General features: G+C 61.5%; 14 protein-coding genes, 1 tRNA gene and 1 pseudogene. 7 read left to right on the top strand and 9 right to left on the bottom strand.

Features of this window, described 5'->3' with window-relative positions:
- Positions 1 to 63: 63 nt before the first annotated feature.
- From GKR99_07190 to GKR99_07180, 3 genes are all read left to right on the top strand, one after another.
- The gene (locus GKR99_07190; protein ID NKB27337.1) at positions 64 to 942 is read left to right on the top strand and encodes an NAD-binding protein; all 879 of its coding nucleotides are present in this window, start codon (positions 64 to 66) and stop codon (positions 940 to 942) included.
- A complete protein-coding gene (locus GKR99_07185) occupies positions 939 to 1,931 on the top strand; it encodes a hypothetical protein (GenBank protein ID NKB27336.1) in 993 nt (330 codons plus the stop codon). The genes GKR99_07190 and GKR99_07185 overlap by 4 nt, the downstream gene beginning before the upstream one ends.
- Positions 1,932 to 2,064: 133 nt before the next feature.
- Positions 2,065 to 3,402: a M24 family metallopeptidase gene (locus tag GKR99_07180; protein ID NKB27335.1), complete on the top strand. Its 1,338-nt coding sequence runs from the start codon at positions 2,065 to 2,067 to the stop codon at positions 3,400 to 3,402.
- A gap of 138 nt (positions 3,403 to 3,540) precedes the next feature.
- On the opposite strand, the gene GKR99_07175 is transcribed toward GKR99_07180, so the two are convergent.
- Positions 3,541 to 4,863 carry a HAMP domain-containing protein gene (locus GKR99_07175; protein NKB27334.1) on the bottom strand — a complete coding sequence of 441 codons (1,323 nt, stop codon included), beginning with the start codon at positions 4,861 to 4,863 and terminating at the stop codon, positions 3,541 to 3,543.
- Between the two features lie 42 nt (positions 4,864 to 4,905).
- Between GKR99_07175 and GKR99_07170 the strand changes: the two are divergent.
- Positions 4,906 to 5,849, top strand: a pseudogene (locus GKR99_07170) (MBL fold metallo-hydrolase).
- 38 nt (positions 5,850 to 5,887) lie between these two features.
- Positions 5,888 to 5,962, top strand: a tRNA-Asn gene (locus tag GKR99_07165).
- A 129-nt stretch (positions 5,963 to 6,091) separates the two neighbouring features.
- Here GKR99_07165 and GKR99_07160 read toward each other — a convergent pair.
- The 7 genes from GKR99_07160 to GKR99_07130 all read right to left on the bottom strand — a co-directional run bounded on the left by GKR99_07160 (position 6,092) and on the right by GKR99_07130 (position 11,491).
- The gene (locus tag GKR99_07160) at positions 6,092 to 6,967 is read right to left on the bottom strand and encodes a hypothetical protein (protein ID NKB27333.1); all 876 of its coding nucleotides are present in this window, start codon (positions 6,965 to 6,967) and stop codon (positions 6,092 to 6,094) included.
- A 178-nt stretch (positions 6,968 to 7,145) separates the two neighbouring features.
- On the bottom strand, positions 7,146 to 7,457 hold the full coding sequence (locus GKR99_07155) for a Rieske 2Fe-2S domain-containing protein (protein ID NKB27332.1): 312 nt from the start codon (positions 7,455 to 7,457) through the stop codon (positions 7,146 to 7,148).
- 26 nt (positions 7,458 to 7,483) lie between these two features.
- A complete protein-coding gene (locus GKR99_07150; GenBank protein ID NKB27331.1) occupies positions 7,484 to 8,506 on the bottom strand; it encodes an amidohydrolase family protein in 1,023 nt (340 codons plus the stop codon).
- A gap of 139 nt (positions 8,507 to 8,645) precedes the next feature.
- On the bottom strand, positions 8,646 to 8,828 hold the full coding sequence (locus GKR99_07145; protein ID NKB27330.1) for a hypothetical protein: 183 nt from the start codon (positions 8,826 to 8,828) through the stop codon (positions 8,646 to 8,648).
- On the bottom strand, positions 8,755 to 9,423 hold the full coding sequence (gene ligK / locus GKR99_07140; protein NKB27329.1) for a 4-carboxy-4-hydroxy-2-oxoadipate aldolase/oxaloacetate decarboxylase: 669 nt from the start codon (positions 9,421 to 9,423) through the stop codon (positions 8,755 to 8,757). The genes GKR99_07145 and ligK overlap by 74 nt, the downstream gene beginning before the upstream one ends.
- An 11-nt stretch (positions 9,424 to 9,434) precedes the next feature.
- A complete protein-coding gene (locus tag GKR99_07135; GenBank protein NKB27328.1) occupies positions 9,435 to 10,394 on the bottom strand; it encodes a GTP-binding protein in 960 nt (319 codons plus the stop codon).
- Entirely contained in the window at positions 10,385 to 11,491 is a 1,107-nt protein-coding gene (locus tag GKR99_07130; GenBank protein ID NKB27327.1) for an alcohol dehydrogenase catalytic domain-containing protein, read from the bottom strand. The genes GKR99_07135 and GKR99_07130 overlap by 10 nt, the downstream gene beginning before the upstream one ends.
- Positions 11,492 to 11,601: 110 nt before the next feature.
- Between GKR99_07130 and GKR99_07125 the strand changes: the two genes are divergently transcribed.
- Both GKR99_07125 and GKR99_07120 read left to right on the top strand, forming a co-directional pair.
- Positions 11,602 to 11,895, top strand: a complete 294-nt coding sequence (locus GKR99_07125; protein NKB27326.1) for a hypothetical protein — start codon at positions 11,602 to 11,604, stop codon at positions 11,893 to 11,895.
- 10 nt (positions 11,896 to 11,905) lie between these two features.
- Positions 11,906 to 12,841, top strand: a complete 936-nt coding sequence (locus GKR99_07120; GenBank protein NKB27325.1) for an ABC transporter substrate-binding protein — start codon at positions 11,906 to 11,908, stop codon at positions 12,839 to 12,841.
- Between the two features lie 58 nt (positions 12,842 to 12,899).
- Here GKR99_07120 and GKR99_07115 read toward each other — a convergent pair.
- Positions 12,900 to 13,858 (bottom strand): IS630 family transposase gene (locus GKR99_07115; protein ID NKB27324.1). Its coding sequence is split into 2 segments (ribosomal slippage): positions 12,900 to 13,514 and positions 13,517 to 13,858, totalling 957 coding nucleotides; the frame shifts between segments, so codons are not numbered across the junction.
- Between the last annotated feature and the right edge of the window lie 157 nt (positions 13,859 to 14,015).

The raw sequence follows: 14,015 nt of genomic DNA, 5'->3' as shown, positions 1-14,015 counted from the left end.
TGTTCTTGGCGATATCGGCGCGAATATTGTTAGGGTTTGGCAAGGCCGGATCGGAGGGACAGTATGACCGTTGCAATCATTGGAATCGGCAATATGGGCCAGGCAATCGCCCAGCGGCTGATCGACCTTGGCCACACCCCTGTTTTGTGGAACCGAACCCGTTCAAAAGCGACGGCAATCAGCGTTGCCAGTGTCGCCCCCTCGCCCGTTGCGGCGGCGCAATCGGCTGAGGTGATCCTGTCGATCCTTGCCAATGACACCGCGATCGAGGCGGCGTATTTCGGACCGGACGGTCTGTGTTCCGCCGATCTGTCAGGCAAGGTCGTGGTGGAGATGTGCACGACCTCTCCGGCCCAAACACTGGCGCTGGAGGCTGCGGTTCAGGCGCAGGGCGGGCTGTTTCTGGAGTGCCCGGTGGGTGGTACCATCGGCCCGGCGCGCGCGGGTCAGCTGCTTGGGCTGGCCGGTGGATCAGACCCGGCTTTTAAGGCCGCCAAATCGGTTCTGACCCAGATCACCCGGCGGCTGGAACATCTTGGCCCGGTTGGCACCGGGGCCGCGATGAAACTGGCGATCAACCTGCCGCTGATGGTCTATTGGGGTGCGGTGGGCGAGGCGCTGGGCCTGGCACTGGGTCAGGGCATCGACGCAGATCTTGCAGCCTCCCTTCTGATCGACAGTTCCGGTGCCATCGGGGCCGCAAAAAACCGGGTGCCGCCGATCGCAGCGATGCTGAAAACCGGCGAACCGGGCGGGGTTGCCCTGTCGCTGGACAACGGGATCAAGGACATGGGCCTGATGCAGGAACTGGCCGGGCAACACGCAATACCCTCCGAAGTCATCAGCGCGGCACTGGCCAAGGCAACCAAGGCTGCCGCCGCTGGCTGGGGCGATCAGGATGCCTCGCTCTACGGCATATTCGGACAAGGACCATCCGCATGAGCTTGCCTGTCGCCCTTGTCGGGTTCGGCTGGTGGGGCCAGCATATCGCCAGACGGCTGAAGGATCATCCGGCGTTCGACGTACAACTGGTGGTCGAACCGGCCACAGATAATCACGAGGCGATCCGCGCGCTGGGTCTGCACCCGGTTGCCGATTTCAACGACGCGCTGACCAGTGATGCCAAGGCGGTGCTGCTGACCTCGCCCAATGATCAGCATGACACCCAGGTCGCGCAGGCGGCGGCGGCAGGCAAGCATGTGTTTTGCGAAAAGCCCCTGTCCCTGTCCGCCGAAGGCGCGCGCGCCAGTGTCGCGGCCTGCCACGACCGGGGCCTTGTGCTGGGCGTCGGTCACGAACGGCGATTTGAACCTGCCATTCTGGCGTTGCGCGACTTTTTGGATCAGGGCGCACTGGGCACGATCATGCATTCCGAGATGGCGTTCAGCCATGACAAGCTGATCGGCGTTCCCGCAAACTCCTGGCGCACATCGAAAGCCATGGCCCCGGCGGCGGGCATGACCCAGATGGGCATCCATCTGACCGATCTGCTGATTTCCTTCTTCGGACGGGTCGACAGTGTTGCGGCGGTCACCGCCGACCGGTCGCTGGGCTGGGAAACAGGCGACGTGGTCAGCGTACAGTTGCAGTTCAAGGCCGGGATGACCGCAACGCTGCAAGCGATCCTGCATACACCGCATTTCCTGCGCACCCACATATTCGGCACCGATATGTGGGTCGAGGTGCGCAACGCGACCCACCCCGACACCCCCGGCGGCAAGGCAACGATGCAGCGGTACCGCTCTATCGACGACACGCAAACCGAAGACTTCCCCTGGACCGATAGCGTCACCGCCAATCTGGAGGCTTTCGCCGACGCCATTGCCGGGCGCGCGTCCTACCCCAACACAGCGTTCGAAATGGTGCATAACATCGAGGTGTTGGACGCAATCGTGCGCGCCGCCGAAACCGGGACGGTGCAGCGCCCCTGACCCGGGCCGCGCGCCGGATCTGTTGATGATCTGCCGATAGCGACCTGTCCCGCCCGCGACATTCAATCAGGTCGCAAATCGGCGGGACGCGGGGCCGCCCCAACACCCAATCTGTGCCAAGCCGGAGGCGCAGATGAACACCCACCACCGCGACAACCGCAAGATCGACCCAACCCGTGGCGCAACATTGGGCGACGGCACACCGAACGATCAGGACCGGATCGAGATCGGCCCGACCAACCTCGCCTTCGCCGAATGGGCCGCCGCCGGGCTGGAACTTCCCGATCTGCCCGCGATGCGCCGCTATCGCTGGGAACGGCTTGTCGCGCATGTGAATGCACGCGATCTGGGCGGGGTTCTGATGTTTGACCCGCTCAACATCCGGTACGCCACCGACAGCACCAATATGCAGCTTTGGAACACGCATAACCCGTTTCGCGCGGCGCTGGTTTGCGCCGACGGCTATATGGTGATCTGGGATTACAAGAACGCACCATTCCTCAGCGGGTTCAATCCGCTGGTGCGCGAAGCACGTTCGGGCGCGGATCTGTTTTATTTCGACCGGGGTGACAGGATCGGGGTGCAGGCCGATGTCTTCGCCGGCGAAATCCGCGATCTGATCCATGAGCACGGCGGCGCCAACATGCGACTGGCCACCGACAAACCGATGCTGCACGCGCTGCGCGCCCTTGAACGCATCGGTTTCACGGTGACCGAGGGCGAGGAACTGACCGAAAAGGCGCGATCCATCAAAGGCCCGGATGAGATCAAGGCCATGCGCTGCGCCAGCCACGCCTGCGAGGTCGCGATCCGCGCGATGGAGGATTTCGCCCGCGCCAATGTCGGCGACGGGGTGACTTGCGAAGACGACATCTGGGCCGTCCTGCACGCCGAGAACATCAAGCGCGGGGGCGAATGGATCGAGACGCGTCTGCTGACCTCGGGCCCGCGCACCAACCCGTGGTTTCAGGAATGCGGCGGGCGGATCGTGCAGCCGAACGAGATTGTCGCTTTCGACACCGATCTGGTCGGCAGCTACGGCATCTGCGTCGACATCAGCCGCACCTGGTGGATCGGCGACCAGCCGCCGCGCCCTGACATGATCGCCGCCATGCGCCACGGGCACGAGCACATCATGCAGAACATGGCCCTGCTGGAACCGGGCCGCCCGCTTCGCGATCTGACGTTCAAAGCGCATCAGCTGGACCCGAAATACCAGCGCCTGAAATACGGCTGTCAGATGCACGGCGTCGGCCTGTGCGATGAATGGCCCCTGATCGCCTACCCCGATCATTTCGTCGAAGGCGCTTATGACTACCGGGTCGAGCCCGGAATGGTGTTCTGTGTCGAGACTCTGATCAGCCCGGATGACGGAGATTTCTCGATCAAGCTGGAAGATCAGGTGCTTGTGACCGAAGACGGGTTTGAAAGTTTGACGACATACCCGTTTGATGCAGCCCTGATGGGCTGACCACGGCGGTCGCGGCCGCGCCGGTTTGGGTCACGGCGGGTTTGTGCGATCAATCCAGTGTCGGACCGCCGAACCTGACGGGCGCCCTCCGGTAAACTTTTTCGCGGACCATAGTTTTCTAAACACACCGCGCGCACATCAGCGCGGGAACTTCAGCACCGCGCGCAGCCCGCCCAATTCGGCGCTTTCGCCAAGTTCCAGCGCGCCACCATGGCCGCGTGCCACATCCCGCGCGATTGCCAGACCCAGCCCCACCCCGGTGCCGCGATCCTGATTGCGCGCTTCATCCAGCCGGATGAAGGCACGGGTCGCCGCGGCGCGGTCCTGTTCGGCGATACCGGGGCCGTCATCCTCGACAATCACCGAAAGATGCCCAGATTCTTGACCAAATGAAACGACAGCCCGATTGCCATAACGCAGCGCGTTGCCGATCAGGTTGGACAGGGCGCGTTCAACCGCTTGGGATTTCAGCATCAGCGGCGCGACGGCCGCATCCGGTGGCCGGTAAGTCACATCGCCGCCCGCCTGCGCCGCTTTGGCGGTGACGCTGGCGACCAGCTCTGCCGGGTCCACCATCGCGGCTTCTTCCATCGCGTCGCCACGGGCAAATGCAAGGAAATCGTCGATCAGGCGTTCCATATCCACAACGTCGCGCTGCAACTGCGCCACTTCCTCGTCATCGCCCAGAATCGACAGGCTAAGCTTCAGGCGCGTCAGTGGCGTGCGCAGATCATGGCTGACGCCCGACAGCATCAGGGTGCGTTGCTCGATCGCGCGCTCGATCCGGCTGCGCATGTCCAGAAACGCAGCGCCCGCCGCGCGAACTTCGGTCGCGCCGCCGGGCTTGTATTCGACCATCTGGCCCTTGCCGAATGCTTCGGCGGCAGCTGCCAGACGGGTGATCGGGCGCAACTGGTTGCGCAGGAACCGATAGGCGACGAACGTCACAACGGCGGTGAAAAACATGATGATGACCAAAAGTTGATGCGGGTTCGAGGCGGTGAACCGCCGCCGCTGCACTTCGATCAATAACGGGCCGAACTGGCTGCTCATCCCGATCTGGACGACATTGGGCGAATGCTGGATGCGCACAGCCTCGACCGAAGGCAACTCGTCGTGAAGTGTGCGGACGATCACGGCCCCCGCCAGATCGGTTAGGCCGTAGTCATCCGGCCCTATCATCGTCTCGACGAAGGAGACGTCCATGCCCAGCGGCACAGCCATCGAGGCCGCCGCCGCAAGCCCTGCTTCGGGGGATGCGGCCGTGTCCACAAGGCGATGCACCTCGAACAGTCCCAAGATCGCGTTCTGGGTCATGCGCACCGTCACATCGTCGTAAAAGCGCTGGATGAATTCGAACGAGATCAGGAACTGGACAACGAAGATCGGCACCACAATGATTGCGGCGGCGCGCCCGTAAAGCGTTCTGGGCATGTAACGTTTGAGCCAGGCGAACCCCATGCGCTAAGCATAGCTTGCAGCGGGTGGCGGAAGGAAGCCAAGATGTCAGATGCGACGCAAATGGTGCCAGGGCGCATTGATGACGTGGGCCCCAGTGTGCGCCGCTTGGTGGCCCCGAACCCGTCTCCCATGACCGGACCGGGGACAAACACCTATCTGCTGGGTGAAAGGGCCGTGGCCGTCATCGACCCCGGCTCCGATGACCCCGGCCACATGGCCGCGATTCTGAAGGCAGTCGGCGACGCACCGATCAGCCACATCCTGATAACCCACACGCACCGTGACCATTCGGCCCTGGCACCAAGGCTGTCGCGCACAACCGGCGCGCCGCTCTGCGCATTCGGCCCCGCCGAGGCCGGGCGCACGCCCACCATGCAGGCCCTGGCGGACAACGGACTGGCCGGCGGAGGAGAGGGCATTCACGACGGATTCTCGCCCGACAGCCACCTGAGCGATGGCCTGCAGATCACAGGCGCAGACTGGCGCGCGACGGTCATGCACACACCGGGGCATTTCGCAGGGCACCTTGCCTTCTGTATCGGCGAAAACGCCGATTGTATCCTGACCGGGGACACAGTGCTGGGCTGGACATCAACGCTGATCTCTCCGCCCGACGGGGACGTGGGACAATTCATGGCAACCTGCCGACGCCTGCAAAAACTCGGCGCGCGGCAGTTTCTACCAGGCCACGGCGCTGCCATAACCGACCCGCACGGTCGGCTGGACTGGTTGATCGCGCACCGACAGACCCGCGAACGCAGATCATCGCCGCCCTCGGACATAAATGCGCGACCCCGGCAGAATTGGCGGCGCGAATCTATCAGGACATCCCTGCCCCCCTGATGCCCATGGCCGAACGCAACGTTCTGGCCCATCTCATTGATCTTGTTGAACGAAACAAGGCCGCCGCCGCCCCAACCCTGGCCACCGACGCCCAATTCTCACTGTGCCGCGACGAAAGGGGCGACAAACAAAAAACCCGCTAGACGCCCCGCAGAGCGCTTGCTATATGCGGCCCCGGTATTCCGGCGTAGCTCAGCGGTAGAGCAGTTGACTGTTAATCAATTGGTCGTAGGTTCGATCCCTACCGCCGGAGCCAAAATCCCTCTTGGATAACAAGGCAGTATCTAGCCGCCCCTCGGGGCGGTTTTTGGTTTCTGCAATATCTCTGCAACATGGTGTTTTGCTTGGGCGTAATACCGGACCATGCGATGGGGGCACGCTGCTTTTAGTACGCGCTGCCGAAGGTCAGGCCCAGGCTGACGCTTTGTGTATCTTGCTGAAATTCCTGAAACGTGGCTGAGACTGTTAAGTCTGAGTTGCCGATTTTCCGGGATCCGCCCAGTGTAATAGCCGGTGAATCCGTCTCGTAATTTTCACCGGTCGATGGAATATTGGGAAAGAACACTCTGAAATCCTTGTGTTCCCAGGCGACGCCGAAAAGCAAATCCATTGTTCCCATATCATAGATGAAATCCGCACCAAGGCGCGTGCGATCAACTTCAAACCGGCTTTGGGATGTTCTATCCTGCTCTCCAAATGTGTGGCTGACGAAGGGTTCAACCGACAGCGCGGAACCCAGCTTCAGATGCGTGCCCAGCCGAACATACGCAAACTCACGGCCGTATTCTGTCAGAAACGGGCGATCTTGCGTTTCAGAAATACCAATTGCCGCGTCCAGAAGTAACTTGTCGCCAAAATTGGCGGAAAGATACGGGGCAACAGCCACGGCCTCGACCGTCTTCGCATCGAAATCGAACTCTTGCTTTGAGATGGCCAGACCAATGGCAATTTCGGGCGTAACGCGTTTTTCGATTCCCAGGCTGACTTCATATCCACGGCCCGAACCTATGGCCCTTGTGGTATCCACATTGTGATACGTTGCGTGCGTCCAGACCGACACGCCGGAATCCGCGCCAAATGTGAACGCGCCGTCCTTTTCTGTTTTCCGCAGAGAGGCGCCAATACCAGCCGTCAAGGCATCAACCTCGGTAAATGCTGTGGTTTCGACCAAAACGGGCGACGGTTCGCCAGCCTGCGCCGGGTTCGAAATGCCGATGGCGATCAGCGCGCCGACGAACACTTCAAGGGTTCTGATATTCATGAGTGTGGTGGCCTTTCGGTTCGGTTCATCGCCGGCCCGGCCCCATTTTTCAGACGGGAAGACCACTGCGATTCTGTGTCAATTGTCATGGTATCTGACCCGATTTGCAAACAAGCCGACGTCATTGGTCAGGTGGATTTTTGGGCTGGGCAACCGCGTTCAGGATACCCGGGGCCGATCACTCGATCTCGATCACCACCGCCGTGTCGTCGCGAACCAGTCGGTAGGTCTTGACCGGTTCCATGCATGGCGGGGCGGTGACGCTTCCGTCACGGATGTCAAAGCAGCCGCCGTGGAAATCGCATTCGATGATGTGACCCTCCTGAAACCCCTCGGACAGAGAGCCCGGGCCATGGGTGCAGGCGTCATCGGTGACATAAAACTCATCCGCCACCCGGTACACCGCCAGCGTCAGGCCCGCGGCTTCAACCTTCAGGGGTTCTTCATGCTCAACCTCGGATTTGGCGCAAAGCCTGGCTGTCGTCGTCATGTCGCGGTTGGCTTTCTGTTCATGGGTCAGAGGTTGCGCGCCTTCAAGGCCGCGTCCAATCGCGGATAGACGCGGCGCGCGTTGCCTTCAAACACTTTGGCCCGGTCAGAATCCGACAGGTCGGCGGCTTCTATATAGCGTTTGGTATCGTCGAAATAATGCCCGGTTTCCGGATCGATGCCCTTCACCGCCCCGAACATTTCCGAGGCGAACAGGATGTTCTCGATGTCGATAACCTTAAACAGGCAATCAATCCCGGCCTGATGATAGACGCAGGTGTCAAAGAAAACGTTCTTCATCACGTGGTCTTTCAACAGCGGCTTTTTCAACATGTCGGCCAACCCGCGATACCGGCCCCAATGGTAGGGCACCGCACCCCCGCCGTGCGGGATGATCAGGCGCAGGTCGGGGAAATCCGCGAACAGATCGCCCTGGATCAGCTGCATGAAGGCTGTGGTGTCGGCATTGATGTAATGCGCGCCGGTCGCGTGGAAATTGGGATTGCAGGAGCCTGAGACGTGGATCATCGCTGGCACGTCCAGTTCCACCATCGTCTCAAAAAACGGATACCAGCTGCGATCCGTCAGCGGCGCGCCGGTCCATTTCCCGCCCGAGGTATCCGGGTTCAGGTTGCAGCCGACGAAGCCAAGGTCGAGGACGCAGCGTTCCAACTCAGCAATCGAATTCTCGATCGGAACGCCGACGGATTGCGGCAGTTGGCAGACGCCGATGAAATTGTCCGGGAACAGCTGCGTGACCCGGTGGATCATGTCGTTGGCGTGGCGTGTCCAGGTTTTCGATACACCCTCATCCCCGATATGGTGGCCCATGCCAGAGGCGCGCGGACTGAAGATCGTCATATCCGCGCCGCGTTCGCGCAGGGCACGAAGCTGATTGTTTTCAATGCTTTCGCGAATCTCACCGTCGCTGATGTCCGCCATCACGGGGGCAGGCAGGGACGGATCGTCGAAATGCGCGATCTGGGCTTTGCGGAAGGCCATGAAGGCCGGCGGTTCGGTGGTGTAGTGGCCGTGGCAGTCGATGATCACAGGTCGCCCTCCCATTCCTTCTGGGTCACATAGGTCAGGCCGATTGTGTTGAAAAACTCCGTTTTAGGGCCTGAACGATGATTTTTCTTTCCATGCAGCCCGATCCTAAATTTTTGGCGCGGGGGTCGGCCCAAATCGCCTACATGCGCTCACGCGCAGCCATGCGCTGTCTCGTGGTCAAAGCTTTCCGACTATTTCGCTTCATAGGTTTTCGCAAGAAATCCGCGACGCTCTGATTTCGGAGTTTTTCAACACAATCGGCCCTTTTCGGCCAGCCGCCCGCGCATATTGTTGACGTCCAGCCCCAGCTCGCCCGCCGCATAACGGGCGCGGTTCTTTTCTTCGGTCGCAACACGCTTGGCGGCGGCTTCGGCGACCTCAGCAACCTCCAGTCGTGGCACCACGACGACCCCGTCATTGTCCGCGACAATCACGTCACCGGGGTTGACCAGCGTTTCACCGACCGAGACCGGCACATTCACGTCGCCCAGCGTTTCCTTGACCGTTCCATGGGCGTGGATGCTGCGCGACCAGACCGGAAAGCCCATCTTTTCAAGGTCATCCACGTCGCGGCAGCCTGCATCCAGGATCAGCCCCTGCACGCCGCGCGCCTTCAGGATGGTGGCGATCAGGTCGCCGAAATAGCCTGAGTGCGCCTCGGATATAGTCGCGCCGACCAGCACGTCGCCCGGCTGGCATTGCTCGGTCGCGACATGGATCATCCAGTTGTCGCCGGGCGGTAGGGTGCAGGTGACGGTGGTGCCGGAAATCGCCGGGCTGCGGTAAATCGGGCGCAGGCGCTGGTGCATCAGGCCGGTGCGGCCCTGCGCTTCGTGCACCGTGGCGACGCCGTATTGCGCCAAGGCGGCGGCGGCGTCGGGGTCGGCACGTTTGATGTTGGTGACGCAGACGGGCATTGGGGCCTCCTTTACGCGGCGAGGTCGGCAGCGCAGGCGGTGAAGCCAGCGCGCAGTTCGGGTTTGTCGAAGTTACGCCCGATGAACACAAGTCGGGATTGGCGCGGGCCGGGCGGCCAGGGGCCAACCTCATCCCCTTCCAGCAGCATCTGAACCGCCTGCACGGCGAGCCTATTTGCATCCCCGGTGTCGAGTATGCCCTTGGTACGCAAAACGTCGGCGCCGCGTATGGCAAGCAGGTCGGTCAGCCATGCGTGCAGGCGGGCGGGGTCGATGGGTGTCTCGCTGGTCAGCGACAGGGTTTCGATGGCCCCGGTGTGGTCATGCGCGGGTTCGATCTGGTCAATTCGATCCGCAACCTGTTCCAGCGCGAAGCCGTGTGTGTTGAGCACCTGCGACGGGTCCACCCGCCCCCGATCGATCCGGTGGACCGGGGCAAACGGGTTGAGGGCACGCAACTGCGCCTCGACCCCGTCCAAACGCTTCGCTTCGCTGGCTTTGTTGAGCAGGATCACGCTGGCCAACGTGACCTGATCCTGGGCGTCGCCTTCACCCGCAACGCTCGCAAAATGCAGCGCATCTATGAGCGTCACGACCGCGTCCAGACGGCACCGCCCGGCAAGAATCTGATCAACCTGGAACGTCTGGATCACCGGTGAAGGGTTGGCGACTCCGGTCGTTTCGATCACGATACCGTCCAGTTCGCGCCCACTGTCCAGTAAGCTGCGCAGGGTGCGGATCAGATCACCGCGCACCACGCAACAGATGCAGCCTGAGCTGAGCTCGATCAGCTCCTCCTCACCCGTCTCAATCAGGTCACCGTCAATTCCGATGTCACCGAATTCGTTGACGATGACCGCAAGCCGCCTGTCCGTTTCGCGCAGCATATGGTTCAGCACGCTGGTCTTCCCGGCCCCCAGATAGCCGGTCAAAACAGTCACCGGAATGCGGGTGTCGGGGGTCATTCCCATGGCAACAACGAGGCGTGGATCACCTCGCTCGAGCCACCAACCGCCTTGATCGCGTCATGAGTCTGGTCCAACCCAAAGCGGTGGGTGGTGATCAGGTCCAGCGGAAAGCGGGTGGAGTTCAGCTGTTTCAGCGCCAACTCGCAGGATTCGTAATTGTGTCCCCGCGCCGCCTTCACAGTGATGTATTTGTTGGCAATCTTGCCGAACGGGAAGTTCGGGAACTCCGCCAACCCCTCGCCCTGGATCAACAGCGTTCCGCCTTTGCGTTTCAACGCCTCAATGCCCAGCAAGGTCGGGATCGTCCCGCCCCCGGCAGTGCAGTCCAGCGCGACATCCACCCCCTCACCCCCGGTGATTTCAGCAATCCGTTCCAGCGGGTCTTCGGCGTCGACGTTGATAACATGGTCGGCGCCGAGTTTTAACGCCACTTCCAACCGCTTCGCATCTTTCGCCGTTCCGGTAACAATGATCAGCGACGCACCGGCCTGCTTGCAGGCGACCACCTGGCTCAGCCCCTGCTGTCCCGGTCCCTGCACCAGCACCCGGCTGTCATAGCCCACGTTGCAATCAAACAGCGCCCATTGGATGCCGTTGGCCATTGGCGTGACCACTCCGGCGAGTTCCGCGCTCAGCCCGTCAGGCACCCGGTGAATGACCGAATTCCACGGCAAGAACATGTATTGCGCAAATCCGCCCCAAAGGTGCGGTGCACGTGTCGCGGGGGTATAGCCAAATCGGATGCCTTCAGGGTTCTTGCGCCAGTCGGTCGCCATGCACAGGCGATAATCGCCGCGATGGCAGTGTTCGCAGTTCATGCAGCCGACGTAGTGTTCGGCGAACACGCGGTCGCCTTCGCGCAGCCCGCGCCGTTTCTTGAAGGTCGCGCCGGCCTTGGCGATGACGCCGATATTCTCATGCCCCATGATCACCGGATCGTCGATCGGCGGTTTGGCGTAGAACTTGACGTCGGTGCCGCAGATGCCCGCAACCTCGACCTTCAAAAGTGCGCCATCATCGGGGATGTCGGGCATGGGAAATTCACGGAATTCGGTGGTTTCCGGCGCGGTGCGAACGGCAGCCAAGACCTTCTGAGACACCGTCGGATCCCCCGTAATCGTTGACCATTGGCTAGCAAAGCAGCAGACTGCATTCAAGAACAAAGGTCCACATACAGGAACAGCCGGAATTTCGGCGCTCGGAGGTCGGTGTGTTTCAACGGTTCGGCGCCAAGCCGGAAAACGTCGAATTCCTCAGCCGGATCGAAGGCTGGACGCGGGCACGGTTCGGGCTGGACCCCGCGGATATCGTGCTGGTCTCGGAAGAGGCTTCGGGCCTGCCCGGATTCCCGGCGCTGGACACCACCGTGCGGTTCTGGACCGACCCGATCACACGCTATCGCCTGCGGATCTTCAAGCCTGCGCGGGACATAGTTGCCGACGACCTGCCACCGGCCTGGCTGCTGCTTGCCCTGATCGACGATGGCGACCCCGACTGCTGCTAAAGGACCCCGGATGCCCAAAACCCGCCTGAAAACGGTCTTCATGACCCACGGCCACACCGCCGCCCTGAAGGATGGGCGGGTAAGCCTGCCCGACTATGACTTCGACTTTGAAGAGGTTCTGCCGATCCCCAAGGCGTTCCGCCGGATGATCATCGGCGGCGAATTCGAAGTCTCAGAAATGGCGATGACAACCTACCTCTGCGCCAAGGCGTTGGGGGCGAAGATGACGGCGCTGCCGATCTTCCTGACGCGCGGGTTCCATCATCGCGCCATCGTGGCGCGGCCCGAGGTTTCGACGCCGAAGGACCTGGAAGGCAAAGTCGTCGGGGTGAACCGGGGCTATACCGTGACAACCAGCCTGTGGGCGCGGGCGATCCTGGCTATGGATTATGGCGTCGATCTGTCGGCGGTCCAGTGGAGGCGGACCGGCCTTGAGCACGTGCCCGATTGGGTCCCGCCCGCGAATGTCGGGGATTTCCACGACAGCGCCAGTCTGGAGGATCGGTTGGCCAGTGGAGAGGCGGTGGCGGCAACGGGAATCCTCAAGGCTCCTGGCACCCGGCCCCTGATCAACGATGCTTTCGGGGTGGGTCTGGCAGCACTCCGCGACCGGGGGTTTTATCCGCTGAACCACGCGCTGGTGATCCGCGACGATGTGCTTGCGGCGCTTCCCGATTTGCCCGCGCAGCTGTTTGATGGCTTCGTGGCTGCCAAACGGCTTCATCTGAACGCGCTGAAGGCCGGTCAGGTAACGGGCGGGGCCGAGATGGATGAGATTCTGCGCGCCGTGATGGAGGTTCAGGACGACCCCCTGCCCTATGGCATCGCGCCGAACGCCAAGATGCTGGAGGTGCTGGTGGAGCAATGCCTGGCGCAGGCGATCATTCCGGAAAGTGTCGGCATTGAGGGGCTATTTGCGCCGGGCGTGCGGGAGTTGGTGGGATAGGCGGTTTTTGCCCAGGATTGTCTTTGCACCCTCAGGTCAAAACTAAAGCGTTTCGACATTAACCTGAGACATATCCGGCGGCCTTAAAGTAGTTCCAGCATTCTACTGGGTCGTAGAGATCGCAGATTGCTCCGATTGCTTCGAAGACCTGGGTAAAGGACCTGGCCCCGATCCGTCGCAAATGGGCTTTCAGTTTAGAGAAGGCCTGCTCGATGGGATTCAGGTCGGGCGAGTACGGTGGCAGGTAAAGGAACCAGCAGCCGTGATTGCGTAAAGCCTGCGTCGCCTCCTTATTCCGGTGGGTTGCCAGGTTGTCGAGAATGACGACAGTGCCGGGGTTGATCTCGGGGACCAGCACTTCGCGGATGTAGGCCGCGAAGGCGGGGCCATCTATCGCTCCCTTGATGACCCAAGGTGCGATCAGCGCGCCTTGGGTCAGGCCCGCGATCAAGGTTTGGGTTCCCCAGCTTCCGAAGAGCGCATCCATCGTCAGGCGCTTACCGCGCTTGGCTCTGCCGCGTAGGCGCGTGAGGTTTGTCTTCACTGCGGTTTCGTCAATAAAGACAACGCGCTCAGGAAAGGTCGCAATGGCTGGCGAGCGGTATCTGAACCAGTCGGCCCGTTGCTGCCTTACCTTGGCGCGGCGGCGCTCGGTTGCGACCAGCGACTTTTTTTGTACGTGAAGCCGAGCCGGGACAGAAGGTTGGCGATGGAGGAGTGATGCACCCGCACACCCTCTGCATCGGCCAGCGCATTACGCAACTCAAAGAGCGTGATGTCAGGGTCTTGTGCGATCAACTCCTCAAAGAATTCCCGATGCGGAGCCAGCTTTCCCTTGCCGCGCGGCGGTCCCTGCCGGGCAGGTTCCGCATGACCCTTCATCCTCACCTGACGCGCCCACCGCGCGCCTGTGGCAGGCGACAGCTTCAACCGCAACGCCGCCGCGCGCCCGCTCAACCCTTCTTCAATGTATCTCTGAAACCGTATCCGAAGCGCAGATGGCAAAGGTGCTGACATGATCCATCCTCCCAAACAGGATGAATCACAGATCAGGTCTCAAGGGAATCCCTCGCGATTCAGGTTCAAGCCGAAACGCTTTAATGCACGGGCCGTGACCAAGCGAGAGCTTTGGGATGCCAATATCTGCAACGGGTTGTAGAAGGATGTGACAAGC

The sequence above is a fragment of the Paracoccaceae bacterium genome (assembly GCA_012103375.1).
In the GTDB taxonomy this organism is placed as follows: domain Bacteria; phylum Pseudomonadota; class Alphaproteobacteria; order Rhodobacterales; family Rhodobacteraceae; genus WLWX01.
This window is presented reverse-complemented; position numbering and strand designations above follow the sequence as displayed.